This is a genomic window from Halorussus rarus, from assembly GCF_003369835.1.
Taxonomy (GTDB): domain Archaea; phylum Halobacteriota; class Halobacteria; order Halobacteriales; family Haladaptataceae; genus Halorussus; species Halorussus rarus.
The window spans coordinates 1258871-1284050 of sequence record NZ_QPMJ01000001.1; the positions used below are offsets into that span (position 1 = coordinate 1258871).

General features: G+C 68.6%; 22 protein-coding genes. 11 read left to right on the forward strand and 11 right to left on the reverse strand.

What is annotated here, in order from left to right:
- Window positions 1–3: 3 nt before the first annotated feature.
- Entirely contained in the window at window positions 4–1053 is a 1050-nt protein-coding gene (dph2, locus tag DVR07_RS06080; protein ID WP_115795851.1) for a diphthamide biosynthesis enzyme Dph2, read from the reverse strand.
- A 439-nt stretch (window positions 1054–1492) separates the two neighbouring features.
- On the opposite strand from dph2, the gene DVR07_RS06085 reads away from it, so the two are divergent.
- The 3 genes from DVR07_RS06085 (at window position 1493) to DVR07_RS06095 (ending at window position 4506) form a co-directional block, all read left to right on the forward strand.
- Window positions 1493–1894, forward strand: a complete 402-nt coding sequence (locus DVR07_RS06085) for a YlbF family regulator (protein WP_115795852.1) — start codon at window positions 1493–1495, stop codon at window positions 1892–1894.
- Window positions 1895–2034: 140 nt separating this feature from the next.
- Window positions 2035–3627 carry a hypothetical protein gene (locus DVR07_RS22340; protein WP_162829456.1) on the forward strand — a complete coding sequence of 531 codons (1593 nt, stop codon included), beginning with the start codon at window positions 2035–2037 and terminating at the stop codon, window positions 3625–3627.
- Window positions 3628–3675: 48 nt separating this feature from the next.
- The gene (locus DVR07_RS06095; protein WP_115795854.1) at window positions 3676–4506 is read left to right on the forward strand and encodes an MBL fold metallo-hydrolase; all 831 of its coding nucleotides are present in this window, start codon (window positions 3676–3678) and stop codon (window positions 4504–4506) included.
- A gap of 211 nt (window positions 4507–4717) precedes the next feature.
- On the opposite strand, the gene DVR07_RS06100 is transcribed toward DVR07_RS06095, so the two are convergent.
- Window positions 4718–5704: a WD40/YVTN/BNR-like repeat-containing protein gene (locus tag DVR07_RS06100; protein WP_115795855.1), complete on the reverse strand. Its 987-nt coding sequence runs from the start codon at window positions 5702–5704 to the stop codon at window positions 4718–4720.
- Between the two features lie 120 nt (window positions 5705–5824).
- On the opposite strand from DVR07_RS06100, the gene DVR07_RS06105 reads away from it, so the two are divergent.
- From DVR07_RS06105 to DVR07_RS06130, 6 genes are all read left to right on the forward strand, one after another.
- Complete coding sequence (locus DVR07_RS06105; RefSeq protein ID WP_193570018.1) at window positions 5825–7882, forward strand: AAA family ATPase; 2058 nt, start codon at window positions 5825–5827, stop codon at window positions 7880–7882.
- 15 nt (window positions 7883–7897) lie between these two features.
- Window positions 7898–9133, forward strand: a complete 1236-nt coding sequence (locus DVR07_RS06110) for a sensor histidine kinase (RefSeq protein WP_115795856.1) — start codon at window positions 7898–7900, stop codon at window positions 9131–9133.
- Window positions 9134–9233: 100 nt separating this feature from the next.
- The gene (locus DVR07_RS06115) at window positions 9234–10127 is read left to right on the forward strand and encodes a hypothetical protein (RefSeq protein ID WP_115795857.1); all 894 of its coding nucleotides are present in this window, start codon (window positions 9234–9236) and stop codon (window positions 10125–10127) included.
- 150 nt (window positions 10128–10277) lie between these two features.
- Window positions 10278–10667, forward strand: a complete 390-nt coding sequence (locus tag DVR07_RS06120) for a VOC family protein (protein WP_115795858.1) — start codon at window positions 10278–10280, stop codon at window positions 10665–10667.
- Between the two features lie 875 nt (window positions 10668–11542).
- On the forward strand, window positions 11543–11956 hold the full coding sequence (locus DVR07_RS06125; RefSeq protein WP_115795859.1) for a DUF5805 domain-containing protein: 414 nt from the start codon (window positions 11543–11545) through the stop codon (window positions 11954–11956).
- Entirely contained in the window at window positions 11946–13004 is a 1059-nt protein-coding gene (locus tag DVR07_RS06130; protein ID WP_115795860.1) for a tyrosine-type recombinase/integrase, read from the forward strand. The genes DVR07_RS06125 and DVR07_RS06130 overlap by 11 nt, the downstream gene beginning before the upstream one ends.
- 193 nt (window positions 13005–13197) lie before the next feature.
- Here the strand turns inward: DVR07_RS06130 and DVR07_RS06135 are convergent, their stop codons facing one another.
- From DVR07_RS06135 to DVR07_RS06155, 5 genes are all read right to left on the reverse strand, one after another.
- A complete protein-coding gene (locus DVR07_RS06135) occupies window positions 13198–14361 on the reverse strand; it encodes a type IV pilin (RefSeq protein WP_115795861.1) in 1164 nt (387 codons plus the stop codon).
- Between the two features lie 57 nt (window positions 14362–14418).
- Window positions 14419–16719, reverse strand: a complete 2301-nt coding sequence (locus tag DVR07_RS06140) for a type B DNA-directed DNA polymerase (RefSeq protein WP_115795862.1) — start codon at window positions 16717–16719, stop codon at window positions 14419–14421.
- Between the two features lies 1 nt (window position 16720).
- The gene (locus DVR07_RS06145; protein WP_115795863.1) at window positions 16721–16966 is read right to left on the reverse strand and encodes a hypothetical protein; all 246 of its coding nucleotides are present in this window, start codon (window positions 16964–16966) and stop codon (window positions 16721–16723) included.
- A 2-nt stretch (window positions 16967–16968) separates the two neighbouring features.
- A complete protein-coding gene (locus DVR07_RS06150; protein ID WP_162829457.1) occupies window positions 16969–17640 on the reverse strand; it encodes a hypothetical protein in 672 nt (223 codons plus the stop codon).
- A gap of 414 nt (window positions 17641–18054) precedes the next feature.
- Window positions 18055–18249 carry a hypothetical protein gene (locus DVR07_RS06155; protein WP_115795865.1) on the reverse strand — a complete coding sequence of 65 codons (195 nt, stop codon included), beginning with the start codon at window positions 18247–18249 and terminating at the stop codon, window positions 18055–18057.
- Between the two features lie 137 nt (window positions 18250–18386).
- Between DVR07_RS06155 and DVR07_RS06160 the strand changes: the two genes are divergently transcribed.
- Entirely contained in the window at window positions 18387–18785 is a 399-nt protein-coding gene (locus tag DVR07_RS06160; RefSeq protein ID WP_115795866.1) for a hypothetical protein, read from the forward strand.
- Between the two features lie 60 nt (window positions 18786–18845).
- Window positions 18846–19433, forward strand: a complete 588-nt coding sequence (locus DVR07_RS06165) for a GrpB family protein (protein WP_115795867.1) — start codon at window positions 18846–18848, stop codon at window positions 19431–19433.
- 6 nt (window positions 19434–19439) lie between these two features.
- On the opposite strand, the gene DVR07_RS06170 is transcribed toward DVR07_RS06165, so the two are convergent.
- From DVR07_RS06170 to DVR07_RS06185, 4 genes are read right to left on the reverse strand one after another with little or no spacing between them, the layout of a single operon-like run.
- Window positions 19440–20456 carry a cytochrome b/b6 domain-containing protein gene (locus DVR07_RS06170; RefSeq protein ID WP_115795868.1) on the reverse strand — a complete coding sequence of 339 codons (1017 nt, stop codon included), beginning with the start codon at window positions 20454–20456 and terminating at the stop codon, window positions 19440–19442.
- Window positions 20453–21130 (reverse strand): hypothetical protein, encoded by a 678-nt coding sequence (locus tag DVR07_RS22345; protein ID WP_240147443.1) that lies wholly within the window; start codon window positions 21128–21130, stop codon window positions 20453–20455. Before DVR07_RS22345 ends, DVR07_RS06170 begins: the two co-directional genes overlap by 4 nt.
- The gene (locus tag DVR07_RS06180) at window positions 21127–21774 is read right to left on the reverse strand and encodes a 4Fe-4S dicluster domain-containing protein (protein ID WP_115795869.1); all 648 of its coding nucleotides are present in this window, start codon (window positions 21772–21774) and stop codon (window positions 21127–21129) included. The genes DVR07_RS22345 and DVR07_RS06180 overlap by 4 nt, the downstream gene beginning before the upstream one ends.
- Window positions 21775–21833: 59 nt before the next feature.
- The gene (locus DVR07_RS06185) at window positions 21834–25130 is read right to left on the reverse strand and encodes a molybdopterin-dependent oxidoreductase (RefSeq protein ID WP_115795870.1); all 3297 of its coding nucleotides are present in this window, start codon (window positions 25128–25130) and stop codon (window positions 21834–21836) included.
- Between the last annotated feature and the right edge of the window lie 50 nt (window positions 25131–25180).

The following is a 25180-nucleotide window of genomic DNA, read 5'->3' on the forward strand; positions in this document are numbered from 1 at the left end:
CGACTACCAGGTCCCGTGGAAGGTGTCGAACGAGAGCTCGTCCAGCGGCTTGTTGCCCACGGCGATCTCGTACTCGCCGGGCGTGAGCATCGGCTTGTGGAACTGCGGCCCGTCGTCGGTCGTGATGCGCGGGCAGCCGGTGTTGACGAACGCGTCCATGTCGAAGTTCCGGAGGCGGTCGGGGGTCACCTCGTCCATCGTGATGAGGTAGGCGTCGTCGTTGTCGTCGAGGATGTCCTGGGCCTGCTCCCAGCGGCCCTGACCGATCTTCGTGCAGAAGATGACGCCCCACTTCTCGGCGTCCATCGCCTTGTGGACCGAGGCGTAGCGCTGCTTGAGGAACTTCTCGGTGTCGGCGACGGTGACGACGTTGTTGACGGGGTCGGCGATGACGACGTTCTTGTCGGGGTGCTCCATCGCCAACCCGAGCGGGTGGAACTTCCCGCCGCCGACGTACAGCACCTGGTCGGCGTCGATGTCGGCGCTGGCGTAGTTGCAGCCGAGCACCTGGCCCTCGTGGGTGAGTCGGTCGTCGCCCCGGCGGGTGTGGACCTCGTAGCCGCGCTCGCCGAGCCACGCCTTCATCTCCTCGAAGCGGTTCATGTGCTGGGCGGTCGTGACGAGGCCGACGTCGGGGTTCTCGGCGGGGTCGTCGAGCTCCGCCAGGGACTCCTCCATGATGGGAAAGACGTCGACGTTCGAGAAGAGGGGGACGTAGATGACCTTATCCGTGTTCTTCATCGGCGAGTGGCCGAAGTGGACGAACACGTCGGTGCGCTTCATCAGGAAGGTGTCGAGGTCGCAGGCGCCGTAGCAGGGCTGGCCCGACAGCATCACGGTCACGTCGTCGGGGACCAGTTCCCGGATGTCGTCGGCGACCTTCGGCCCGCGGCGCTTCAGCCCCTCGGGGAACTGGAGCCCGACCTTGGTGGCGTCGCGCTCCTCGACCGCCTCGACGATGCGGTCGAGCTCGTAGTCCCACTCCCGGTCGTGCTTCAGCGCCATCCCGGTGTTTCGGAGGTCTCCCTCGCTGTACTCGGTGTCCTGGCTCATTGGAGTGGCTTTGTCGGTGAGGACGTTTAAGGGCGGTGTTCTGGGGTGGGTCGTGCGGATGTTCGCTGGAAAGCGGAACAGCCGACGCGCTGAAACAGACCAATCAGTCACCACCTGGCGGACGGAAAGGGCGAGCGCACTCCGGGAAGCACGGCGACGCAAGCACTGGAGCGAGTGAGCGAAGCGAACGATACGCCGGAAGTCGCAGCCCGCGCAGGAGCGAAGTCGTTCGAAAATCGAATATTTTCGTGATCCCGAGAGAGCGATGCTCTCTCGGACGACGACGAGCGGGAACGTCTTCCGTAACGCGCGAACGGAGCGCGCGAGGGCTTTCGAGGACTCGGTGCCCCGTTCGTTTCTGCTGCCACGGTTCACAACTTCTCTGCAATCGCGCGACCATCCGGCAGGTCTAAACCGTCCCAGTCCCAAACGTCGGCGCATGAGCGTCGAAACCGACGTCGACGGCGAGGCGACCGAACTCTCCCACGTCGAAGAGCTCGCGGGCGAACTCGGCGAGGCCATCGCCGAGACGCCGGAGTACCGGCGGTTCGAGGAGACCAAGGCGGCCGTCGAGCAGGACGACGAGGCCCAGGAGAAGGTCAAGGAGTTCGAGCAGCTCCGCCAGGAGTTCATGCTCGCGCGACAGACCGGCGAGGCCACCCAGGAGGACGTCCAGAAGGTCCGGCAGGCCCAGCAGGAGCTCCACTCGATGCCGGTCATGGAGGAGTACCTCCAGGCCCAGGAGGCCCTCGAGACCAAGATGGAGACCATCAACAAGGCCATCTCCGACCCGCTGGCCGTCGACTTCGGCGACCAGGCGAGTGGCTGCTGCGAGGACTGACGCCGCCATCCCTTTTCTCGTTTCTCACGTCGTCGTAAGCCTGGGTTATCGAATGGGAACGGACCGTTAGGCGACTTCCCTACGAAATCTGGCAACGACGCCTAAGTCCCTACGAGTTGATTCTGTTCACGGTGGGAGATATGGCAGACGATACAACTAGAGACACAGACGTCGACCGAAGCGGGGAGACGAACATCACGACTGACCGAGAGACGATCCAATCGTGGGTGGAGGACACCGACGCCTCGCCCGCCTACCGGACGGGCGAGTCCGGCGAACGGGAACTGTACGTCCACCACGGCGACGAGACCACCGAGGACTACGAGGAGACGACGTGGGACGAGTTCCACGAGCACCTGAGCGAGAACGAGATGGTGCTCGTTCGCCACCCCGACGCGGGCGACCGGGAGAGCGAGTTCGAGATACTCGACCGGACCGAGGCCATCGAGCGGGCGGCCCTCGACGACGAGGAGGTCGAGCAGGCGCTGATGGAGGGCGAGACGGTCGAGACCGAGATCACCGAGACCCGGGTCGTCGAGCGGACGGTCAGGGAGACCGAGACCTTCGAGAGCGAGGTCGTGGACAGCGAGATCGTCCGCGACGAGGTCATCGACACCGAAGTCATCCGACGGGAGGTCGTCGGCATGCACCTCGGCGAGGCCGAGCAGAGGGAGTCGGTCGCCATCGTCGAGGACAGCGAGACGACCGCGTGGGACGAGGACGTCGAGGAGATTGACGTGACCGAGCGCGAGGTCGTCACGGTCGACGTGGACGAGACCAGGGAGGCCACCCGCGAGATCATCGAGCGCAAGACGGTGGAGACGCGACTGGTCGACCACGACGTCGAGGGGACCGAGACCGTCGAGTCCGACACGCTGGAGAGCAGCGTCGACATCGAAGGCGTCCAGCGGACCATCCTCGAGAGCGACATCCTCGGCGGCGACGTCGAGACCGGGGAGGTCATCGAGGGTCAGCACATCGAGAGCGAGTTCACCGAGGACGAGACCATCGTGTCGGAGCTCTACGAGCGCCGACTGGTGCGCGACGAGGTTGTGGATCGCAAGCGACTCACCTTCGAGTTCGTCGACGAGGAACTCGTCAGCAGCGAGACCGTCTCGTCGTCGCTGATCGAGACGATGCTCGTCGGCTCCGACGCCACCACCGAGATCGTGGAGGGCGAGCGCACGGACGTCGAGGGAGTCCGGATAGACCGCGACGAGACCGACGTCGGCGGGGTCACGACCGGCGCGGAAACCGAGACGACGACGGGGACCCTCGAGGAGGCGACCGCGAGGGACGATACGGTCACGGAGGAGGAGGCGGCCGAGAGGGACGATACCGCCACCGCGACCACCGACGAGACGGCCACGGCGACGCCCGAGACCGACGACGAGACCGTCACCACCGACGAGACGACCGCGGTGGAGACCGGAACGACGATGGGCGACGAGCCGACCGAGACCGCCGACGAGACGGTGGTCGACGACGAGGCCCTGACGCTGGACGACGACGACGTCGGCAAGGACGTGCTCGACGACAACGACGAGAAGATCGGCGTCGTGACCGAGGTCGACGAGGACAGCAATCTGATGTACGTGGACCCGAACCCCGGCATCGCCGAGCGCGTGAAAACCCGGCTCGGCTGGGAGGGCCACGACGACGACGCCTACGCGGTCGAACCCGACCGCATCGCCGAGATCGAGCGCGACCACATCAGGCTCCGCAGCCTGTAGTCGGCCCGAAGAACAACACTTACCTCCTTTCTCGGCCGAGTTGGCCACATGTCCGTCCACAGCGACTGGGGAGACTGGCTGCCGCGCGCGGTCGCGGACGCCGACCCCGACGGCATCGCGGTCTGGTACCTCGGCTGCAACGGCTTCGTCCTGAAGGCCGAGGAGACGACGGTCCTCATCGACCCGTACCTCGGGACCGGCGACCCGCCCCGCACGGTCCGGATGATACCCGTCCCCTTCGACCCGGCGGACGTGGAGGCCGCCGACGCGGTCCTGGCGACCCACGAGCACGTCGACCACGTCCACGGCCCGAGCCAGGCTCCCATCCTGGCGAACACCGGCGCGACCTTCCACGCGCCGGACGCCAGCCTCTCGGTCGCCCGCGAGGCGAACTGGACCGACGAGTGGGACGTCGACGACGACCAGTTCGCCGAAGTCGGCGAGGGCGACTCGTTCGAGGTCGGCGCGTTCACGATCCACGTCGAACCCGCCCACGACCCCGACGCGGACCATCCGGTCAGCTACGTCGTCGAGTACGGCGACCGGACCTTCTTCCACGGGGGCGACACCAAGCCGAGCGAGGAGTTCGAGCGCGTCGGCGCGGAGTACGACATCGACCTCGGCGTGCTGGCGTTCGGCGCGGTCGGCAACATCCGCGACAAGGTAACCGGCGTCCCCGAGCCCACGCGGTGGTACAGCGACGAGAACCAGATCGTCGAGGCGGCCCGCAATCTCCGGCTCGACCGCCTGCTGCCGAGCCACTGGGACATGTGGAAGGGAATGACCGTCGACCCGACGGTGCTCCACGACCACGCCCGGAGCTACGACTACCCCGAGCGACTCGACGTCGTCGAGATCGGCGACCGCGTGGACGTCTGAGCCCGGTTTCCCTTCGATTCTCGGTTCCGTCGCGCGAAGATTCAAATACGAGACCGGGACGAATCCCGACCGGACGCCTCGCGCGGTCGTCCGGCGTCGAAACCGAGTCCCGGCCACCGTTGGAGCCCACTCCGATGGACATCGACGTCCGAGACCGCCAGTCCGACTACCTCGAAAGAGCTGAGCCAGCGAGAGGGCCACCGAACAGTCGCTACACCCAGCAGAGCGCGGCCACGCCCTCGGGCATCCGGCCGCCCTCGACCCATCCGTCAGCGGTTCGGAGGACCACGCCGCCGTCGTTCGTGCCCGCGACCACCCGGCCGTCGGCGTCGGCGGTCCACGCCAGCACGACCTCCTCGGGCTCGCCCGGATAGGTGGCCGCTTCGAGGGTCTCCCCGTCGTCCGTCGACTCGAACAGCGCCGCGTCCGCGCCGCGCTCGCCCCGCCACGTCCCGGGTGACGACCGGGCCGCCGCGGCGTAGAGGGTGCCCTCGTGCGCGAAGGCCTCGCGGAAGTACGTGTGGTCGACGTCCTCGTCGAGGCGGGTCCACGACTCGCCCGCGTCGTCGGTTCGGTAGAGCCCGCCGCCGCAGGAGGCGACGTAATGGTCGGGGCCGCGCACGAGGACGTGGTGGACGTCGTCGTGGACGCCGTCACTTCGCACCGCTCGTGACGAGCCCGCACTCTCTTCGCTCGCGCGGACGCCGTCTCGGCGCTCAATCCACGTCTCGCCGCGGTCGTCGCTGACGTGGACGCCCCCGACCTCGATGCCAGCTACCACGCGCTCGGGCGCGTCGGGATGGGCGCCGAGGCTCCGGACGTGGGCCTCGTCGCGGTGGCGCGGCGTGTGCCACTGGTCGCGCGACGGGAGGTCCTGGAGGCCGGTCAGCTCCTGCCAGCTCTCTCCCTCGTCCTCGGAGACGTACAGGTGCGCCGGGTGCGTGCCGGCGTAGAGGCGTTCACCTTCGGGACCGCCGAGGACCGAGTAAACCTCCTCGCGCGGGACGCCCAGGTCCGTCCAGGAGCTGCCGCCGTCGGTCGAGCGGTAGAGACCCGTCTTCGTCGTGGCGAACGCGCCCTCCCAGCCGTCGAACCGGCGCACGCGCATCACGCGACCGGCGTCGAGCACCCGCTCAGCCGAGTCGAACTCCGACCCCTCGGCGCGGTACACGCCGTCGTACGTTCCTGCGAGCAGCATGGTCGGGGGTACGCCCGGGACGTCCAAATAGGTGGGTCCCGGCGGACGCCGGCCGGAACCGAGGCTGTTTCGCCGCGTGCGGGCGTGTGATTTATATGGCCGTTCTGGGATGTGAACCGTATGAGTGATAGCATGACCGAGGTGGTGACGACGACCGACAGCGGCGTCGTCGTGGAGAAATCGTTCGAGGGCGAGGAGTTCGCGGTCCCCGCCATCAAGTTCGTGATCCGGTGCGAGCGGGAGGAGCGCGCGACCCTCCGACTCGCCGACGAGATCCCGGAGGAGTTCCCGATGGACAACGTCGGCTTCCACCCCGACTACGAGAACGACAACTGGACGGCATACAAGGACCACCGCGTGGAGTTCGAGCGCGACCTCGACCCCGACGAGGAGCTCGTCACCGTCTACGGCGTGCGACTCGGCGAGGACGACGACCCGTCGTCGTTCCTCGGGACGCCCACCATCGAGGAGGTAGCGCCCGTCACCGTCGACTCCGGTACGACCGACGCCGGGGACGACTCGGATGCCGCCGCGGGAAGCGGTGGCACGGACGGCCAGGTCGCGGGCCCCGACGGCAACACCATCACCGACATCGTCTCCGAGGAGGACAGCCAGCTCGTCCGGGACGTGGTGGCGGGCGAGGAGGGCCTCGGACTGGGCGAGGAGGACGCCGACACGCTTGCGGCGGACGACGTGGACGAGCCGCTCGCGGGCGGGGACGACGACGAAGTCGATCCCCTGGCGGTCGACGCCGACGCCGAGGACCCACTGGCCGGCGGCGACGAGGACGGCGACCCGCTCACGGAGGGCGACGACCTGCTCGGCGGCGCGGACGACTCGGCCGGCGAGACCGAGGACGAGCCGCTGGCCGACGACGACAGCTTCCTCGAACCCGGGGAGGAGTCCCTCGACGAGGCCGAAGTGGACGACTCGGCCGACGGCGCCGAGGTGACCGACGAGCCGGACGAGGAGACGTTGGAAACCGACGCGGCGGACAGGTCCGACGATGACGACGTCGCGGTCGACGAGGTCGCCGAGACCGACGACCCGGCGGAGTCCGCGGACGAGGACGGCGAGGCTCCCGACGCGACGCCACCATCCGAGGCCGCCGAGGAGACCACCACCGCGGAGCCCGAGGCGTCCCCGCCGCGGCCCGGGAGCGTCGCGGCCGCGCTCGCCGACGAGATCCGGGCCGGCGAGGTCGACGACGACGACATGCGCGCCATCCAGCGCGAACTCGACGTCGAGATGCCCGAGAGCACCAACGTCCGCATCCGCCACCTCCAGTCGCGTGTCGAGGACCTCTCGGCCTACACCGAGGCGTTAGAGGAGTTCATCGACGAGAACGGAGTCGCCGAGGACGTCTTCGGCGAGTTCGAGGACGATATCTCGGCGGTGCGAGCCGACATCGAGGCGTTCGAGGACGAGGTCCAGGCGCTCCGGACCGAGACCGGCGCGACCGACGAGCGCGTCGACGACCTCGAGGCCGACCTCGCGGACATCGAGGCCGACGTCGCCGAGTTCGACGACCTGCGCGGCGAGCTCCGCGAGGTCGAGAGCAACCTCCGCGACGACGTGCGCGAGTTCAAGACCGACTTCCGCGAGGATCTCGGCGACATCGAGGCCGAGCTCGAGGACCTCGACTCCCTCCGGGACGAGGTCGAGGAGGTCGATGCGCTGCGCGACGAGGTCGACAAGATCGAGGCCCTGCGCGAGGACGTCGAGGAACTGGAGTCGCTCCGGGAGGACGTCGACGCGCTGGCGGCCGTCCGCGACGACGTCGAGGCGCTCGAATCCGAGCTCGACGAGATCGACGACTTCGGCGAGGACGTCGAGGCCCTGGAAACGCAGCTCAACGAACTCGAAGACCTCGTCGGCGCGAACACGAGCGACGTGACGGAGGTGCGCTCCGACGTCGAGACGGTCGGCGACGACGTCGAGGCGGTCCGCGAGGAGCTCGAGGCGGTCCGGGACGAACTCGGTGACGTCGAAGACGTGACCGAGGCCATCGAGGGCGTCTCCGAGGACGTCGAGGCGCTGGCGACCGACCTCGACGCGCTCGAGGAGAACCTGACCGCCCGGGTCGAGAGCGTCGAGAGCGACGTGGCCGAGATCCACGACGAGCTCGAGGGCATCCAGGAGTGGCGCGAGCGCATCAACGACGTGTTCGCGAACTAATCCCCTCCCACGATCATGTTTTCGCCGTCGGACGTATCGGTAGCGACCCGTCGCGCGGTCCCGCTCGGACGGTGGTCGGTCGTCGGTCTCGGCGGCGGACTGCTGGCCGCCTCGGTGAGCTACGTCGCCGTCGACGGCCGGCTGACCGCCTCGGAGGTCGTCCGGTTCGGCGTCCCCATCGGGCTCGCGCTGTTCGTCGTCGCCCTCGGCGTCTGGCTCCGGACGGCGGAGGTTCCGGCCGACCTCGTGGGCGTGGTCTGCTGCTGGAGCCTCGCGGGCGGCGCGGCGATGGGCCTGCTCGCGGGGTGGACGTCGCTGCTCCAGACCGTCGAGGGTCGCCGGATGCTCCAGCCCGCGTCCATCGTGCTCACGAAGGTCGCGGTCGGCGCGCTCGCGGGCGGCCTGCTCGGGCTCTACTACAGCCGGCTCCAGCAGCGCACCGACGAGCTCGCCGAGCAGCGCAACAGGCTCGACGAGTTCGCCAGCATCGTCAGCCACGACCTCCGGAACCCGATGAACGTCGCGCAGGGCCACCTCGAACTCGCCCGGAAGTCGGGCGAGGAGCGCCACTTCCAGGCGGTCGAGGACGCCCACGACCGCATGGAGCGGCTCGTCGACGAGGTACTGGCGCTCTCGCGGCGCGGCGACACGGTCGACGACCCGACCCCGGTCGACCTCGGCTCGGTCGCCGAGGAGGCGTGGGCCACCGTCGAGACGCCGGCGATGGACCTGAGAATCGAGACCGACCGCAGCGTCGTCTCGGACGGCCGACGCCTCCGCGCGCTGTTCGAGAACCTGTTCCGCAACTCCGTGGAACACGGTTCCACGGACAATCGGCCGTCGGCCGATGACGCCGTCGAGCACGGCTCGACGAGCCCTCGTTCGCAGGCTCACGAGGACGCGGTGGAGCACGGTTTCACTGGCAATCAGTCGTCGGTCGATGACGCCGTCGAGCACGGCTCGACGAGCCCTCGTTCGCAAGCTCGCCAGGACGCCGCCGAATACGGCGGCGGAACCGTCGTCGTGGGCGCGTTCGACGCCGGCTTCTTCGTCGCAGACGACGGGCCGGGCATCCCGCCGGAGGACCGCGAGCGCGTCTTCGAGGGCGGCTACTCGACCCGACCCGACGGGACCGGGTTCGGCCTCCCCATCGTCCGGCGCATCGCCGAGGCCCACGACTGGGAGATCCGCGTCACGGAAAGCGCCGAGGGCGGCGCTCGCTTCGAGTTCGCCGGCGTCGACGGCGAGTGAATCGCCGGTCGGGGGTCGCGGGGAAGGGTACGATATCGTCCCGCACGACCGAATACCGCGAACGTAACGCGTTTACTCTCGGTTCACCTTTGGACGAGCAATGACCGACACGATTCCGATCGCGGTGCCCCGGAAGGGTCGGCCGCTCGAGGTGGTTCTCCAGCGCGTCGCCGCGGAGGCCGACGCCGAGGGCGTCGCCGACGAGATCGTCTCGACGCTGCGCTACGAGAAGGCCGTCACCAAGGGCGATCAGACCCCCGACCGCGACGTCTACGAACGCCTCGCCGACTACAGCGACCTGAGCGACCCGGCGCGGCCCGACTTCACGCTCCTGCGGGACGACCGGGCCGGCAAGCCCCGGCGGATCGTCTTCGACAGCGTCACCGTCTCGGCGGGCGGAGCCGATCTCCGGCTGGTCGGTCGCGAGGAGCCGTTCCGCGCGCTCCGGAAGCACGACTTCGCGCTCGGGTTCGACAGCGCCGACCTGGTGCTGGAGGAGGTCGTCGAGCTGCGGCCCGACCCGCTGACCCGCATCGCCGACGTGAACGCCCGCATCGACCCTCACGACACCGACGTCCGGGTCGTCGCCGGGATGGGCGACACGGTGTACCACACGCTGATGGCGACGCCCCAGACGCTCCCTCAGGAGGCAAGTCCCTCCCGGGAGTTCCTGCGGAACTACGAGGGCGAGCTCTGCATCTCGCCCCGGTACGAGCGCCTCGTCGAGGCGGTGCTCGGCACGCGCAACGCCGAGACCCTGGCGTTCACGTACCCCGACGAGGACGAGGAGGAGGAGGCCGCCATCGCCGAAACCGGCGCGGGCGTCTACCTCACGGTGACCGGGTCGACCGCCCGGGACCACGGTCTCGTCGTCGGCGAGGAACTGTTCCCGAGCGAGACGGTGCTGATGGAGAACTACGAGGAGAGCGGCGCGGCGGCCGAGCGGGTGAAGGACCTGTTCGCGCGGGCCGAGACCGAGATGGCGATCTACTGACCGGGGTCGTACCGGTTCGACTGCTTCGAGGACCGGGCGTCGGCGCATCTACCGCCAACTGTCCGCTTCGTGCGAGCGCGGTGTTATCGTCCCCGGCGGTCACTCCTCAGCAGCGGAACGTTCATTCCGACCGCGGTCCTCCCGAAGACTATGACCCCGACGCTCGGCCGGATGACCGTGCTCGTAGAGGACTACGACGAGGCGCTCGAGTACTACACCGACACGCTCGGTCTCGAGGCCATCGCCGACAGGGAACTCGAGAACGGGTTCCGCGCCCTCCACGTCGGCACGCCGGGCCGGGAGTCGGTCGCGCTGTGGCTCATGGAAGCCGACGACGACCGGCGCGAGCTCGTCGGGAACCAGACCGGCGGCTACCTGAGCTTCGTGTTCTACACCGACGACGTCCGCCGGACGTACGAGACGCTCCGCGAGCGCGGCGTCGAGTTCACCGGCGAACCGGAGGCCGACGAGTCGGGCACTCACGTCCACTTCGAGGACCTGTACGGGAATCACGGCGTCTTCGTCGAACTCGACGAATAGCGAGCAGACGGCCGGCTGGCGGGGGATTTCGCAATCGGCCCCATCACGGGCCGTCCGACGACCGCTGCACCAGCCCATGGATATATCGGGATATGATTTATGGAGGTGGCGTCGAACGGCGTTCTCGGACAGAACCACCAATAGCATTACCAGATCTACATTTAGACATCGATTGAAGCTTCCGAGGTGGCCTATCGGCCGGCGGAAACGCCGGCCTCGTCCATCGGCCCGGGAGAGTAGCGGTCCGCGGTACGCGTCCTCCTGGGACCACGGCTGCCGTGGCAGTTGCGGTCTTCGTCGCCGAACTCGGAAACTGTCTCCGGTACGACCGGAATCGCTAGGCCGTGACGGAGAGCCCCGCCGGTTCTCGGCGCCACGAGATGCGCTAAGCGACTCCGTACTCCGTCTCTGTTCCGGGCCGCCCTCAACGTGCTCGACGGGTGCTGCGGCGACTGACGGCCTCTCCCGTCTATCTTCTCACCGGGCCGCCCACGACAACAGGCTCCGACCGAAAGATGCGATAGCCCAGACGCGTCTCGAATACGCGCCGGCGGTGTTGAATCAGAAGCAACTGGAACGGATTGGCATCCCACCGCCACCTGACGGCGCCGGTATCCCGAGAGAAGGCCGTTCGCGCTGACCGAGTTCCGACTGTTCGACTGACGCACCTCCACGTGCGGCAGATACGTAATCTCTCTGTGTGGTACCTTCCCTCGATAGTTATTCATCTCTCTTAACGGGCCGTTGAACCGGAATATCTCGCTGGATAGTACTGACTTTCGGCGGCATTATGGCACTACTACAGGAGATAAGGTCTCTTATTTGCCCCGATGGGACAACTTGATGTACCGGGGGTGAGACGGGAACAACGACCGATGAGCGACGACGCCGACACCGACCGGGCGGTCGTGAAGACGTTCGTGCCGACTTATCAAAAAGACGAGTGGAAGCGACACGCTGACGAACTGGACATGAGCCAGAGCGAGTTCGTCAGAACAATGGTACAGGCCGGGAGACGCGGGTTCGGGCTCGAATCGGAAACGGTGTCGTCGGAGAATCGCGCGGAGGGGGAATCTGAGGGGTCCTCCCCTGGGGGTGACGGTCTCGAAACCCGCCTCCTCGACCTTCTGGATTCCGGCGAATATCTGTCGTGGGACCAACTGGTCGAGGAGCTGGCCGGCGACTTCGAGGACCGACTCGAGGAGACCCTCCAGCGGCTCCAGAACGACAACCGGGTCCAGTACAGCGGCCGCCGGGGCGGCTACACGGTGGTGGGCGATGGCGAGTAGCCGGACCGCGGGCGACGCCGACCCCGACGACCCCGTTGGCTACTTCCTCGAGGATCTCCGGTTCCACGGCAAGAGCGAGCGCACCCGGGAGTACTACGAACGGGTCCTCCGGGAGTTCGAGTCGTTCGTCGGCGACCCCGACCGGAACCCCGGCGGCGCGTCGCTCGCGGTCGGCGAGGCCACCCAGCGCGAGTGCATGGCGTGGGTCCACAGCCTCCGGGGCGACCTCGCCGAGAGCACCGTCGCCACCTACGCCTCCTACCTCCACCGGTTCTACGAGTACATGACCCAGGTCGGCGCGTTCGACGCCAACCCGATGGCGCTGGTCGTCGAGGAGATGAACGAGACCGTCGACAAGGACCCCACCCGCCGGGAGATATCGATCCCGCAGATGCGGGAGTTCGTGGCCGGTATCACTCACCCGCTGGAACGGGCCGCGGTCGTCACCCTGCTCAAGACCGGGATGCGCGTGGGCGAACTCTGCAACCTGGATCTGCGGGACCTCCGGCTCTCGGGCGATCCCGCGGAGGCGTACCGGCTCGGCACGCGACCGCAACTCGACGGTCGCGGCGACTCGCTGTTCGTCGCCAGCGACGTGGGCCGGGGCGACTCGGTCAACGGCGAGGTGCGCTCGGCCGCGAACAAGCGCAAGCGGGCGACCGTCGTCCCGGTCGACGAGGAGCTCGCGACCGTCCTGACCCGGTGGCTCGCGGTCCGGCCCGACGCGATCTCGGACGCAGAGCCGCTGTTCGTCAGCACCAGCCGGGAGTGGGGCCGGCGGCTCACGCCCCAGATGGTCCGCAACGCCGTCGAGACCCACGCCCGAGAAGCAGGCTGGTACCGCCGGGGCGGCGGCGCCGAGGAGAACGTGACACCACACTACTTCCGGCACTTCTTCACCACCCACCTCCGGGACAGGACCGGCGACAGGGGCATCGTGAAGTACCTGCGCGGCGACGTGGCCGAGGACATCATCGACACCTACACCCACAACTGGGGCGACCGGGTCAGGGAGGTCTACGAGGAGCACGTCTACTCGGTGCTGTAGCCGGGTTCTCCGCGGCACGTCCGCGTCTCTCTCGACTATTTCGACTCGCCAGTTCCGAACACTCGCGTCAGATTTCGGCCTCGTAAATCTCATCCTGCTATATCTAACGGCCAGTCCGAAGCGTCCGGATTTCCGAGAGGAATAATCCAGAGAATCAGCGAGTCAGCCGTTCTCGCGTCGGCTCGGCCCGGCGTCAGTTCCCGCAGACGAGTTTCTGGCCCCGGTCGGTCTGCTTGTACGTCGGACTCGGGTCGAGTTCGATGACGGCCACCACGTCGTTGAAGTCGCCGCTGTCTGCGGGTTCGTTGAGTTCGAAGACGGCCACGAACTCGTCGTCCTCGAGCACGAGGTTCCCGCCGTCGTCGATCCTACTCTGGAGGAGGTCCTTCAGCGAGTCCTGGTGCGGGCTCGAGGTTCCCCACGAGGGGACCGCGTCGCCGTCCCGGAGTATCTCGACGTTGTCCTCGTCAGGATCGCTGCTGTCGATGACGCGCTTGGGGTTGTCGAGCGGGACGTGGGCCTCTTCGTACTGGCTCCCGTCGTACGACCGATAGGTGCCCTCTCCCTGTATCTTCGAGTGGTCGCCGCCGAAGACGTAGGACTTCATCTCGACCGTCACGCTCGCGTCCGACGGGATGCGGTCCGTTTCGTAGGTCATCGGGAACGAGTGGACGGGGTTGTTGATGTCGTCGACCGTCGTGTCGGTGAGCGCGTCGTCGGGGTCGCCGTCGGGGAACGGCGTCAGCGAGCGCGACGTGCTCGGACCGGAGACGACGATTCGCGACTCGATGGGCCAGTAGAGGTAGTAGGACCCCTCCAGCGTCGCGTACCCGCTGCCGGGAATCGTCACGGTCGCCTCGTACGGCGTGTTCGACTTCACCGCGTTGTCCACCACGTCGAACGAGGCGTTGCGCTCGATGCGGATGGTCTGCTCGGCCAGGGGTTTGCCGCTCGGTTCGTGGTAGACGTCGACGGTCGCCTCGTCGGCCGTGCCCGAACAGAGGTCCGCGTCGGTGAGGTTGTACGTGACCGCGGCGCCGCCCGACAGCGTGCCCCCGCCGAGGACGTCGGGGTCGACGACCCGCCGGTCGCCGGCGCGGACGACGACCTTCAGGTCCCCGGGGTCGATGGCGTCCCCGCCCTCGTGGCGGAGGAGCATGTGCTGGGTCGTCTGCCCCGTCGCGTCGTCGAGCGTCGCCTCGAAACGGATGGCCGTCGCGGCCTGCGGCGCGGCCGGAGAGAGCCGGACGCCGCTGACGGCCGCCATGAAGACCACAGCGAGTGCCACGACGATGACGACCAGCAGCCCGACCCCGACCACCGGACTGATTGAACGTTCGCCTAGCCTCATCCTCATTCAATTCTAGCTGTGACGCGAGCGCAATAAACGTATCCCGCCCCGGAAATTATCGGGCTATCCGCCGAACGCCGACAGCCGGATCTCCTCGACGTCCCGGAGGTAGCGGCGGATGCGGGTCTCGTCCCACCCGAGCGGTGCGAGCACGCTCTCGGCCGCCCGGAGCAGCCGGTCGGCGTAGAACTCGGCGTCGTACTCCTCGGTCCCGTCCACCTCGAAGTCGAGTCGCACGCGCTCGCGCTCGCGCGAGGCGTCGTCGTCGACCACCAGGAAGTCCAGCGACTGGCCGGGCTGGGGGTCGAGACCGGCGTCCTCGGCCCGGGTCAGCGCGGCGACGGTCCGGGTCCGGCGGTCGTACGACTCCCGGCGCTTGGACGCTCGCCGGGTTATCAGGAGGTCGTCGGGCGCGACCTCGCCGGCGCGGAGGTCGCGGAGCCGGCGCTTCAGCACGTCGCAGACCGGCGCCGGTTCGCGGTGGCGGTCGAGAGCGTCGAGCAGGTCGCGCTGGACCCGCTCGACGAACGCGGGGGTGCTGCGCTGGCGGGCCTCGATGCCCCGGAGCTTGTACTCGGGGTCGGCATCGCCGTCGCCGTTCGCGCCGTCACCGGCCTTCCCGTCGCCCTCGCCGGCACCGTCGCCGCAGTCGGCCTCGGGCGCGACCTTCCCGAAGTAGCGGTTGAGCGCGCCGGCCCGGGAGTCGCGCCGCGGGACGAAGCAGAGCCAGTCGTACGTCGCCTCGTGTTCGAGCGGGATGTCGACCTCGTCGCTGACCCGGCCGGTCAGCGTCGAGAGGTCCGCGGACTCCCGGTCGTCGGCGGGGACGACCCAGAGGCTGTCGACGATGCCGTGGACGACCTCCCAGCCCCCGGCCTCGAAGGTCTCCTTGGCTCGCAGGAGGACGTCGCGGGCCACGGCGTTGATGGCCTCGTGGCACTCGATGCGGCCGAACTTGGCGTTGCGGTACCCTTGGTAGCCGAAGCACGACACCAGGATCCACTTGATGACGCTGGAGACCCGGCGCGCTCGCGCCGCCTCGTCCGGCGTCGGATCGTCGTCGGCGTCGCCGCCTGCTCGCTCGCTCGCCCGGATCGTCTCCTTCATCGCGGCCCGGTCGTCGAGCAGTGGTTCGAGCACGTCGACGAGGAACCCCGTCTCGTCGCAGACGTTGTAGCCGAGTTCGGGCACGTCCGCGCGGTCGGCGTGGCAGTCACAGAGCACCGTGTCGGGTGAGACGTTGTACTCGCAGATGATGCGGGGGTACAGCGACGCGAAGTCGACCTCCCGGACGCCCTCGTGGAACCCGACCTCGGGCGCGAAGGTGAACCCGCCGCGGTCGGCGGCGTGGAGGGTGCTCACGTCCTTGAACGACTCGGGCCGCCACTTGTTCCAGGGGATCAGCACGCCGCGGTCGAGCGCCTCCCGGATCTGGACGGCGGTCAGCACGTTGCCGATGCTGGCCCATCCTACCTCCTGGAGGGGCTTGCCCGACCGGCGGGTCAGGTACCGCAGGCCGTCGAGCCCGCCGTGGCCCCAGAGGAAGCTGTTCGAGGTGTCGACGAGCGCCCGGCCCGGCAGATCGTACCGGGCGGGCGAGTGGCCCACCCGCCCGTAGCTCTCGTAGGTGCTCTCGCCCGCGAGCTTCCGGTGGCCCGACCGGCCCTCGCGGGTCCGGCCGAGTTCGAAGTTCTCGCGGCCGCACTCCGCGGCGGCCTCGTAGAGTAGCGGTACCAGTTCGCCGCGGTTGACGATCAGGACGTCGGGGTCGGTCTCGGCCAGTCGCCCGTCGAGTATCTCGAGCAACACGTCCGGGGTCGCCCGGAGCGGCTCGCCGTCGATCTCGAGCTTCGAGAGGTCGCCGTCGGCGAGCCGTTTGCGGTCGATGCGCAGCGACAGCGTCGACAGGTCGACCGACTCAGGGGTCGCGGGGTCGGTCCCGGTCTCGACGCAGTACCGGAACTGCGGCGAGAGGTCGACGTTGAACAGCCGGAACGTGCCCGGCGGGTAGGCGCCCCGCTCGTGAACGCCCCGAATTTCCCGCGCCAGCGTCGAAACCTCGCTCGGACGGCCGAGGTCGACGCGGACGACGGTCTCGCGTTCGTCCGAATCGTCGGACTTCGTCCGGCCGTTCGCCGCGTCTCGCCTGGCGGCGTCGAGCCGCGTGTACCAGTCCTCCGACTCGGTGCGGGCGACCTTCGGGTCGTCGTCGAGCGCCGCCCGCAGGTCGGCGAGCGGCCCGTCGGGACCCGAGACGTACATCGTCGGCCGGTAGTCGGTCGTCCGCCGGGTCCGGAGGCCCCCGTCGGGAGTGCGCGACCACTCGACGACCGCCTCGTCGGTCACGTCGATCTTGAACGCCATGCTACTCGTCGACTCTATCGCGCAGTTCGCGGAGTTCGACCTCCTGGGCGAGCACCACCGACACGAGGAACGCGATCTCGGGGTCGGTCGCGTTCATGTACGACGCGGCGTCGGCGTGCCGGCGGGCGCGCTCGAACAGGCGGTCGAAGTGGGGCTTGTGCCGGCGTCGCAGCCCCCGGCGGTACGCCGTCCAGTCGTCCTCGTAGCGGTCGAGGAAGTCCCGGAAGGTGGGGTTGGTCCGACCCATCTTCACACCCCGACGCGGTCGGCGAGTCTCACGGCTTCGGCCGCGACCGCGGGGTCGTCCTCGACGACCGCACCGAGCAGTTCGACCCAGTACGGGATGGTAGTCTGCCAGAAGCCCTCGTCGAAGTAGACGGTCGTCTCGAAGTCGTCGGCGACGTACTTCAGCCCCGCGTCGGTCCGGGTGCACTCGATCTCGGCGTCGGCGCGGTCGGCCAGCAGGTCGGCGTACGGCCCGCTTGCGTCGCGGTCCGCGGTCGTCAGCACCGGCGCGTCGAAGCTCTCGGCGAGGCCGGACAGGACCGCGAGCGACGACTCGAGCAGGTCGGCGGCCTCCCACTCGGGCACGTCGTCGTCGCGGTACAGCGAGGCGACGCACGGCGCGACAACCAGACCGGCGTCCCCGGCGGTGCGGGCCACCTCCCGGACCAGCTCGTGGTGCTGGTAGGCGGTGAACGCGCGGGCGACCCGGACGTCGCTCAAGCGAGCGCGACTCGGCGCGAGGTCGTAGAGCGCGTAGGTCGAGGCCTCGTTGCGGGCGTCGAGCCAGTAGACCGCGCCGTCGCGCTCGGCGAGTTCGGCGAGCGCGAGCCGGTGGAGCGCTGGCGAGCGCCGCGCCGGTCGGTCGAGCACCGTCAGTCCCGTCTGAAGCCGTGGCGTGTGGGGTCCTGCCGTCATCGTACCTCTCCGGTTCCAGATAAATTGGAGACGGGTTTAACGCTCGGCCATACTCGCGGTGAAAGTGAAAGTGGCGCCGTCTCGGCGGCGGGGTGGCCGCCCGCTGGCGAATCGCTCTCGATTCGCCGTCCGGTTCGGGGTGAAAGTGGCGGGCGCCGAGTCGGCCCGTCAGCAGGACCGCGATTTTCGGAGGATTCTGACGACAGCTTCGAGACATATCTGTTTGGGTTGGGTTGTTCGACGTCGAATCTCCGCCGTGTAAATCCCATTTAGCTATATACAATTGGGGCGAGCGAGACGACCGAGCGAGTCGATATCGGAGCGCGAGAACAGGCGTTTCGAAGGCTGTCGCTCGGGTTTACGGCGTTGTTCGACGAATGATGGTTCCGCGGCCGGTCGAACCGCGCGGCGTCGCTACGTGACCAGTCCGCCGACCATCACGGCGAGGAACGCCGCGACGACGAGACCGAGTGCCCACCGCGTCCACCCCGCGCTCCCGTCGCCGTCCCCCGAACCGTAGCCGCCCGTCGCGTAGAAGACGAACCCGATGCCGCCGACGGCGACCAGCAGAATCACCGCGCTGTAGACGGTGTCGAGCAGTGCTGACATATCACATGGATTTCGACCGCCGCGATAGTAAGGATTTCGCCCGTTTTGGCCGGATGCCGTCAGTAACGCGACCCTTCGGGGTGCCACGCAGCCCCTACAGGCGCAACCGTCATTAGCGACGGCGCCGCATGTGACGTATGCGCATGGAGTTGCGGGTGTGCAAGCACTGCTACGAGGGGACCCACGGCAATCCCGAGAAGACGGCCATCACGGAGGACATGGTCGCGCTGGCCGAGCAGATCCGGGAGTACAAGGACCTCATCGGGCTCGACTCGCTGTACGTCACCCGCGTCGCGGAGGGCGACCCCGGCGGCGAGGAGGTCCTGCCCGCGGTCGTCGCCGGCATCGAGAACGACCGCATCACCCTCACGGACACACAGCTCGTGATGGAGGACGACCAGCAGAACATGCTGGTCTACCCCGAGCCCGCCGACATCCTGGAGGTGCTGACCCGCAACCTCGACCAGATCAGCCAGCAGACCCGGCAGGACGTGACGGTCGAGCTCTCGGCCGAGAGCGCCGAGCTGGTCGGGTGAGGTCGTTCCGGATGCTCTGGGCGTTCGGCGGCCGGTGGGAATCGCGCCACGGAGCGGGCGCTGCGCGGTCGGGGGCAAGACACTCACGTCCGTCGCAACTACGCGGAGTGTGTCCGAGTCCGCCTCGTCGACCACGACCCCGCGTGGCGCGAGCGATTCGCGACCGAGCGCGACCGCATCCGAACCGCCTCCGGCGAGGGGCTGCTGGGCGTCTTCCACGTCGGCAGCACCGCGGTCGAGGACCTCGCGGCCGAGCCCGTGGTGGACGTCCTCGCGGTCTACCAGGACTACGGCGCGGCCCGCGACGCCGCCGACGCGCTGGTCGAGTGGGGGTACGACCGTCGGCGCGACGACCCCGACTGGCCGGTCCTCTCGCGCACCGAGGTCGAACCGGTCGTCATCCACCTCCGCCCGCGGGCGGCCGAAACCTGGCGCGACCACCTGGTGTTCCGGGAGTTGCTCCGGGACAACCCCGACGCGCGGGCCGAGTACGAGCGGGCAAAGCGCGAAACCGCGTCCGACCATCCCGACGACGTTGCCGCGTACACCGACGCCGAGAACGAGAAGATACGGTCGCTCGAGGACCGGGCGTACGAGGAGGGATACGGGAAGTGCGTCCCCGCGTTCGACGGGAAGGACGACGCCTGAGCCGCGCTAGTCGTCGCCGGTCTTCCCGCTCCCGTCGGCTACCGGGCGCTCGCGGCGCTCCTCGCGGACCTGCGCCTCGTAGCGCTTCCGGAGGACGTTGCCGTACATCGAGAGGACGAGGCCGACGAACAGCACCAGGACGCCGACGTTGATGCCGACCGTCAGCAGCGCGTCGGTCGGCCCGCCGCCGATGGCGATCTCGCGTGGTACCGGGTACCCCTCGTCGAAGATGCTGCCGAGCAGGACGCTTGCGATGCCGACGACGACGAACGCGCCCATCACGTTCGCGGCCCAGTTCCAGCTCTCGGAGAGAGTCAGCAGCTCGATGCCCGTTCCTTCGTGATCCCCGCTCTCGCGCTCGCCGTGGTCGCCGGGCGCGAGGTCGGTCGGGACGAACGCCTTGAGCTCGACCGGGTAGAACGCCGGGTGGAAGCCGTGCTCGAAGATGTGGAACATCACGCCCATCAGCATGATGACCCCGAGCAGGCCGTGGAACGTGACGAACGCTATCGCGGCGGTCCTGGTCGCGAGGTACTCCATCAGGCCGACCTTGTTCCAGACGAGCAGCCCCGAGACCATGAGCAGGACCAGCTCTATCGCGAAGATCCAGACGACGCCCTTCCCCACGTAGCTCAGCAGGGGTACCTCGTCGGCGGAGTAGCCCGCGAACTGGCGGGCGTTGGGGTGGCGCTCGTCTGCCCGTCCCAGCGCGAACTGCACGTCCTGGACGGCGGCGTCGACGTCCGCCTTCGAGGGCATGGCCGCGCGAACGCCCCGGCGTCCGCCGGGCGTGATGATAGTCAGCACGATCCAGAACGCCACGAGCGCCACGAGCCCCAGGCCGGCGAGCCGGTGGACCGCGAGCACGCCCACGTTGCCGCCCATCAGCGTGACCAGCCACCAGAGCTCGTCGTTGAACATCACCGAGTAGCCCGTGAAGAACAGCGCGAACACGTCGAGCGCCAGCAGCGAGTGGAACACCGTGGTCGTCCGGGTGAACTTGCCGTGGTCGAGGTTGGTCATCGACCGTCACCTCCCCGCTCGCGTCCGGACGACTCGTTTCGCTCGGCTTCCGACGTCCGAGAGACTGCGTTTCTCTCGCCGCCGTCACCCGGTGGGTCTCCGGCGTCCGTCCCGGAGGCGCCGCGCCCGCCGTCGGTCGCGACGGCGTCGCCGGCCTCCCGGCCCGTCGGCGGGCGCATGCGCTGGGCGAGCCGCCGGAATATCGCCCAGTGGACGAACACCATCCCGAGGATGAACACCCCCATGATGACGTCGGCGGCGTGGACGATGGCGATGGCCGCGTCGAGCACCGGCACGGTGTTGCCGAACACCCAGTCGCTGCCGACGCCCCCGCCAGAGACCGTGGGCGCGACCCGGAACAGTCGCTCGTAGAAGACCTCCCCGCCGAAGAAGCCGTCGACCCAGAGGTACGTCAGCGCGGTGACGCCCAGGCCGATTACCGCCGCGACGACGACCGCGGCGGCGCCCGTGAGGCCCGCGCCGTCGTCGCCGTCGCCGCCCTCATCCGGGTCGCGGCCCGGCGGGTCGTCCGGCGCGGTCCGGCCGATCGCGGCGTCGGACCGGGCGGTCTCGGGGTCGGACCGAGCCGTGTCGCCGTCGTCGGGCACGTCGCGCGCCGACTCGTCGGCGGTCTCGCCCCGGCTGGCCGACCGCCCGGCGTCGCGGTCGCTCATCCGCCGAACACCTCGGCGTCGTCGCCGAAGATGATCTCCATCGCCACGTCGTTGAAGAACGGGGCCGACCCGCGCCGCTCCAGTTCGTCGGCGATCTGGTCGGCGCTCCCCACCAGGATGGCGTCGGTCGAGCACTCCTCGGCGCAGGCCGGGCCCTTGCCGGTCTCGGACTGGCGCTCCTCACACATCGTGCACTTGTCCATCACGTCGCCGTTGCCGACGAACCGGGCGCTCCCGTCGTCGGCCTCTGGGAACTGGGGCGCGCCGAACGGACAGGCCGACAGGCAGTACTGGCAGCCGACGCAGAGGCTGTCGCGCACGTCGACGAAGCCGTCGTCCGTCTTGATCAGCGAGTCGGTGGGACAGACCGACACGCACGGCGCGTTCTCGCAGTGGTAGCACTGCATCGGGATCGACGTCTCGCCGGGCTTCTGGCCCTGCTGGAGCGCCTGGCCGCTGTTGGCGTTGAGCCCCTCGGCGGCCTCCTGGCCCTCCATCATGGTCGCGATGCTGATACGTTGCTCGTCTCGGGGCACGTCCCACGTGCGCTTGCACGCGACGACGCAGCCGCCGCAGTCGATGCAGGCCTCGACGTCCGGGAAGATGCGCGTCCCCTCGCCGGTCCCCTTCACGCCGGTCCGCATGACCTCTCTGCTCGACCCCTGCTGGTTCTGAGATTGTTGTTTGGACATCCTTGGTCACCTCACAGCGTGGTCTCCCCGTCGCGCACGTCGAAGTTCTTCTGCGTGCCGACGCCCTCGCGGTCCTGCGGGAACTCGGCGTCGAAGCCGACCATCTGGCCGTCCTCCCACATGTTGAGGTTCCTGAGCTCCTGTTCGGTCGCCTTCTTGACCAGCACCATCGCCGGCTTGGTCTCCTGCATCTGGGTCTCGACGTCGTACCCCCGCGAGGTGACGATGTTCGCGCTGTCGCCGATGGCGAACGGGGCCATCCCGTCGGGGTACTCGTCCTCCAGGCTCTTGCCGTGGAAGACGCCGCCCCAGTGGAACGGCAGGAAGATCTCCCGCGGGTTCGGCCGGTGGGTCACACGCGCCTTCACGAGCACCGACCCCCTGTCGGTGGTCTGGACGATGACCATGTCACCGCCCTCGACGCCCGCCGATACCCCCTGCTGGTCCTGGCCGATGGTCCGGGCCTTCTTCGGGTGGATCTCGGCGTACATGTGGGGCTGGAGGTCGGCGAGGAAGACGTTCGAGCGCGACTCCGAGCCCCCGCCCTGGTGCTCGACCTGCCGGCCGGTCGTCATGATGGTGTCCATCCCCTGCTCGTTGGCCGCGGTCGTCGCGGTCTGCTGGAGCGCGGCGTTGTCCTGGTCGAGCCGGAAGAAGTTGGTCTGGGCGCCGTTCGCGGGCCACTGCTCGACCAGGTCCGGCCGCGGGCTCTCGATGGGTTCGCGGTGGACCGGCACGGTGTCGAGGAAGTTCCACGCCACCGCCCGGGCCCGGCCGCGTCCCGTCGGGGCGTCGGGCTGCTTGAAGTCGTACTGCTGGTAGTCCGCCGGATCGATGCCGGACGCCGCGCCCGGCGGCATGACGGTGCCGTTCTGGCGCATCTGCTGGAGCCGCCTCGCGGTGTCGAGAACCGACTTGTCCTCCCGGAGCGCGAACTCGTACGGCACCGAGAGCTTGTCCGGATTCTGGATGTCCTGGGGCCACACCGTCGAGAACCCGGGGTACTGCGGGACGCCCCGGATGGGGTTCTGGCCGTCCCACCAGTCGGGGTTGTACGGCGCCCGGAGCATGTTCAGCCCCTCCTGGCCCTGCTGCTGGACCGTGTTCTGGAACGGGTACTCCTTGTCGTCGGGCACGTCGCCCGCGTTCACCATCTCGTTCCACTCCTGCTGGGTCGGCGCCGTCGTGCCCCACCGAGCGCGGAAGTCCTGCCCGCCCTCCCGCGGGTCGAGGTCGTCGCGCCAGATGATGGGCGTCCCCGGATGGCCCCGGCCCCAGCACGGCCACGGCAGCTGCCAGTACTCCCCCTCGACCGGGCCGGACTTGGCCTCGAGGTCCTCGGTGCTGAACGCGTAGTCGTACTCGTACTGGCGCTGGAGCCGCTGGGGGTCCTGCTGGTAGCCGATGGTCCGGACCCCGAGGTTGATCTCCTTCATGCACTGCTCGTAGGTGGCCTTGCCGCTGAACAGCTCCGGACCGCCGCCCCAGTCGAAGTGCTCGCCGTGACCGAGCTCGGCCGCCAGCTCCTGGATGATCTGCATGTCCGGCTTGGAGTTGTGGCTCGGCGGCCGGACCGGGTTGCGCCACTGGACCGACCGGTGGGAGTTGGTCACGGTGCCGTGGTGCTCGTACTGGCTGGACGCCGGCAGGATGATGACGCCGTCGTCGCGCTCGGCCATCACCGACGCCAGCGACGGGAACATGTCGACGATGACAAGCAGGTCGAGGTTCTCCATCGCCCGCTTCTGCTTGCCCATCTCGCTGATGGAGTTGGCGGAGTGGCCGTCGAACACCGCGGCCCGGAGCCGGTTGGGCTGGTAGAGCTCCGACTCGCCCAGCCGCTCCTCCTGGGGGAGCGCGGCCTCGAACCACCGGGCGACGGTCAGCCCCTTCTGGAACATCATCGACCGGCTGTCGACCTCGCTGCCCTGGAACTGGAACGTCGAGGTGGCCTCGCCCGCCTGCTCGGTCCACTTCTGCCGGGACATCGTGTCGTACCGGTTGTACAGGTCCTTGAACGAGGTGCTCCCGCTGGTCCACGGGCTCTTGTCCCAGACCTGCGACCAGTACCCCCAGGAGGCGGGCGAGCTCACCGAGTAGTAGCCCGGCAGGATGTGGCTGTTCGGCCCGAGGTCGGTCGCGCCCTGCACGTTCGAGTGGCCCCGCATCACCTGGAGGCCGCCGCCCGACCGGGCCGCCGACCCGGAGGCGAGGCTCAGCATCGCGTACGACCGGATGTGCTGGGTGCCGTTGTTGTGCTGGGTGCCGCCCATCGCCCACTCGATCTGGACGCTGGGCTTGTTCTCGATGACCAGGTCGCCGATCTCGCGGATGTCGGCCGGGTCGATCCACGTGATGTCCGCGACGGTCTCGAGGTCGTACCGGTCGAGCTTCGCCTCCACGTCGGGCCAGCCGTTGACCCGCTCGTTCAGCATCTGCCGGTCGAGTTCGCCCTGGTCGCGGAGGTACCGCAGCAGCCCCATCATCAGCGCGGTGTCGGTGCCGGGCCGGAGCCGGTAGAAGTGGTCGGCGTGGGCCGCGGTCTTGGTGAACCGGGGTTCGATGACCACGATCTTGCCCCCCCGTTTCTGGCCCTCGAGGATGTGCTGCATCGCTATCGGGTGGGCCTCCGCGGGGTTCTGCCCGATGATGATGTCCAGGTCGAAGTTCCGGTAGTCGTTGATGGTGTTGGTCATCGCGCCGTACCCCCACGTGTTCGCCAGCCCAGCGACCGTCGTGGAGTGGCAGATCCGGGCCTGGTGGTCGACGTTGGTCGTCCCGAAGAACGCGGCCAGCTTCCGGAAGGCGTAGGCCTCCTCGTTGCTGTGGTGGGCGCTACCGAGCCACATCACGCTGTCCGGGCCCGACTCCTCGCGGTAGGTGTTGAGCTTCTCGCCGACCTCGCTCATCGCGGCGTCCCACGACACCTTCCGCCACTCGCCGTTCACCAGCTTCAGCGGGTGCTTGAGCCGCTTGGGCGAGTGCTCGCTGCCGTAGATGCCCGCGCCCTTCGAGCAGAGCGACCCGTTGTTGACGGGGTGCTCGTGCCACGGCTCCTGGCCGACGAACGCGTCGCCCTTGCGCTCGCCCTTGAAGCCGCAGCCCACCGCGCAGAAGTTGCAGATCGTCTTGACCGTCTCGGTCTGGCCAAGCGACCCCTCGGGGTCCTCCTCACCTCCCTCGTCCTGCGCGAGTACTTGTCCCGCTGCGCTGCCTCCGAGTGCGACCGCACCCGCCAGCGCGCTCGCCTTCACGAACGAGCGGCGGTCGAGGTCGAGTGAAACTGGCTCCGTAGGTTCGGTGCTCATGGTACCCCCGTGGCGTGTGCATTGTCAGCACCCGCCAATACCTAGACCGT

Coding starts and splice junctions, on each gene's coding strand:
- dph2 (WP_115795851.1), bottom strand. CDS start 1,053: ATGAGCCAGGACACCGAGTACAGCGAGGGAGACCTCCGAAACACCGGG.
- DVR07_RS06085 (WP_115795852.1), top strand. CDS start 1,493: ATGAGCGTCGAAACCGACGTCGACGGCGAGGCGACCGAACTCTCCCAC.
- DVR07_RS22340 (WP_162829456.1), top strand. CDS start 2,035: ATGGCAGACGATACAACTAGAGACACAGACGTCGACCGAAGCGGGGAG.
- DVR07_RS06095 (WP_115795854.1), top strand. CDS start 3,676: ATGTCCGTCCACAGCGACTGGGGAGACTGGCTGCCGCGCGCGGTCGCG.
- DVR07_RS06100 (WP_115795855.1), bottom strand. CDS start 5,704: ATGCTGCTCGCAGGAACGTACGACGGCGTGTACCGCGCCGAGGGGTCG.
- DVR07_RS06105 (WP_193570018.1), top strand. CDS start 5,825: ATGAGTGATAGCATGACCGAGGTGGTGACGACGACCGACAGCGGCGTC.
- DVR07_RS06110 (WP_115795856.1), top strand. CDS start 7,898: ATGTTTTCGCCGTCGGACGTATCGGTAGCGACCCGTCGCGCGGTCCCG.
- DVR07_RS06115 (WP_115795857.1), top strand. CDS start 9,234: ATGACCGACACGATTCCGATCGCGGTGCCCCGGAAGGGTCGGCCGCTC.
- DVR07_RS06120 (WP_115795858.1), top strand. CDS start 10,278: ATGACCCCGACGCTCGGCCGGATGACCGTGCTCGTAGAGGACTACGAC.
- DVR07_RS06125 (WP_115795859.1), top strand. CDS start 11,543: ATGAGCGACGACGCCGACACCGACCGGGCGGTCGTGAAGACGTTCGTG.
- DVR07_RS06130 (WP_115795860.1), top strand. CDS start 11,946: ATGGCGAGTAGCCGGACCGCGGGCGACGCCGACCCCGACGACCCCGTT.
- DVR07_RS06135 (WP_115795861.1), bottom strand. CDS start 14,361: ATGAGGATGAGGCTAGGCGAACGTTCAATCAGTCCGGTGGTCGGGGTC.
- DVR07_RS06140 (WP_115795862.1), bottom strand. CDS start 16,719: ATGGCGTTCAAGATCGACGTGACCGACGAGGCGGTCGTCGAGTGGTCG.
- DVR07_RS06145 (WP_115795863.1), bottom strand. CDS start 16,966: ATGGGTCGGACCAACCCCACCTTCCGGGACTTCCTCGACCGCTACGAG.
- DVR07_RS06150 (WP_162829457.1), bottom strand. CDS start 17,640: ATGACGGCAGGACCCCACACGCCACGGCTTCAGACGGGACTGACGGTG.
- DVR07_RS06155 (WP_115795865.1), bottom strand. CDS start 18,249: ATGTCAGCACTGCTCGACACCGTCTACAGCGCGGTGATTCTGCTGGTC.
- DVR07_RS06160 (WP_115795866.1), top strand. CDS start 18,387: ATGCGCATGGAGTTGCGGGTGTGCAAGCACTGCTACGAGGGGACCCAC.
- DVR07_RS06170 (WP_115795868.1), bottom strand. CDS start 20,456: ATGACCAACCTCGACCACGGCAAGTTCACCCGGACGACCACGGTGTTC.
- DVR07_RS22345 (WP_240147443.1), bottom strand. CDS start 21,130: ATGAGCGACCGCGACGCCGGGCGGTCGGCCAGCCGGGGCGAGACCGCC.
- DVR07_RS06180 (WP_115795869.1), bottom strand. CDS start 21,774: ATGCGGACCGGCGTGAAGGGGACCGGCGAGGGGACGCGCATCTTCCCG.
- DVR07_RS06185 (WP_115795870.1), bottom strand. CDS start 25,130: ATGAGCACCGAACCTACGGAGCCAGTTTCACTCGACCTCGACCGCCGC.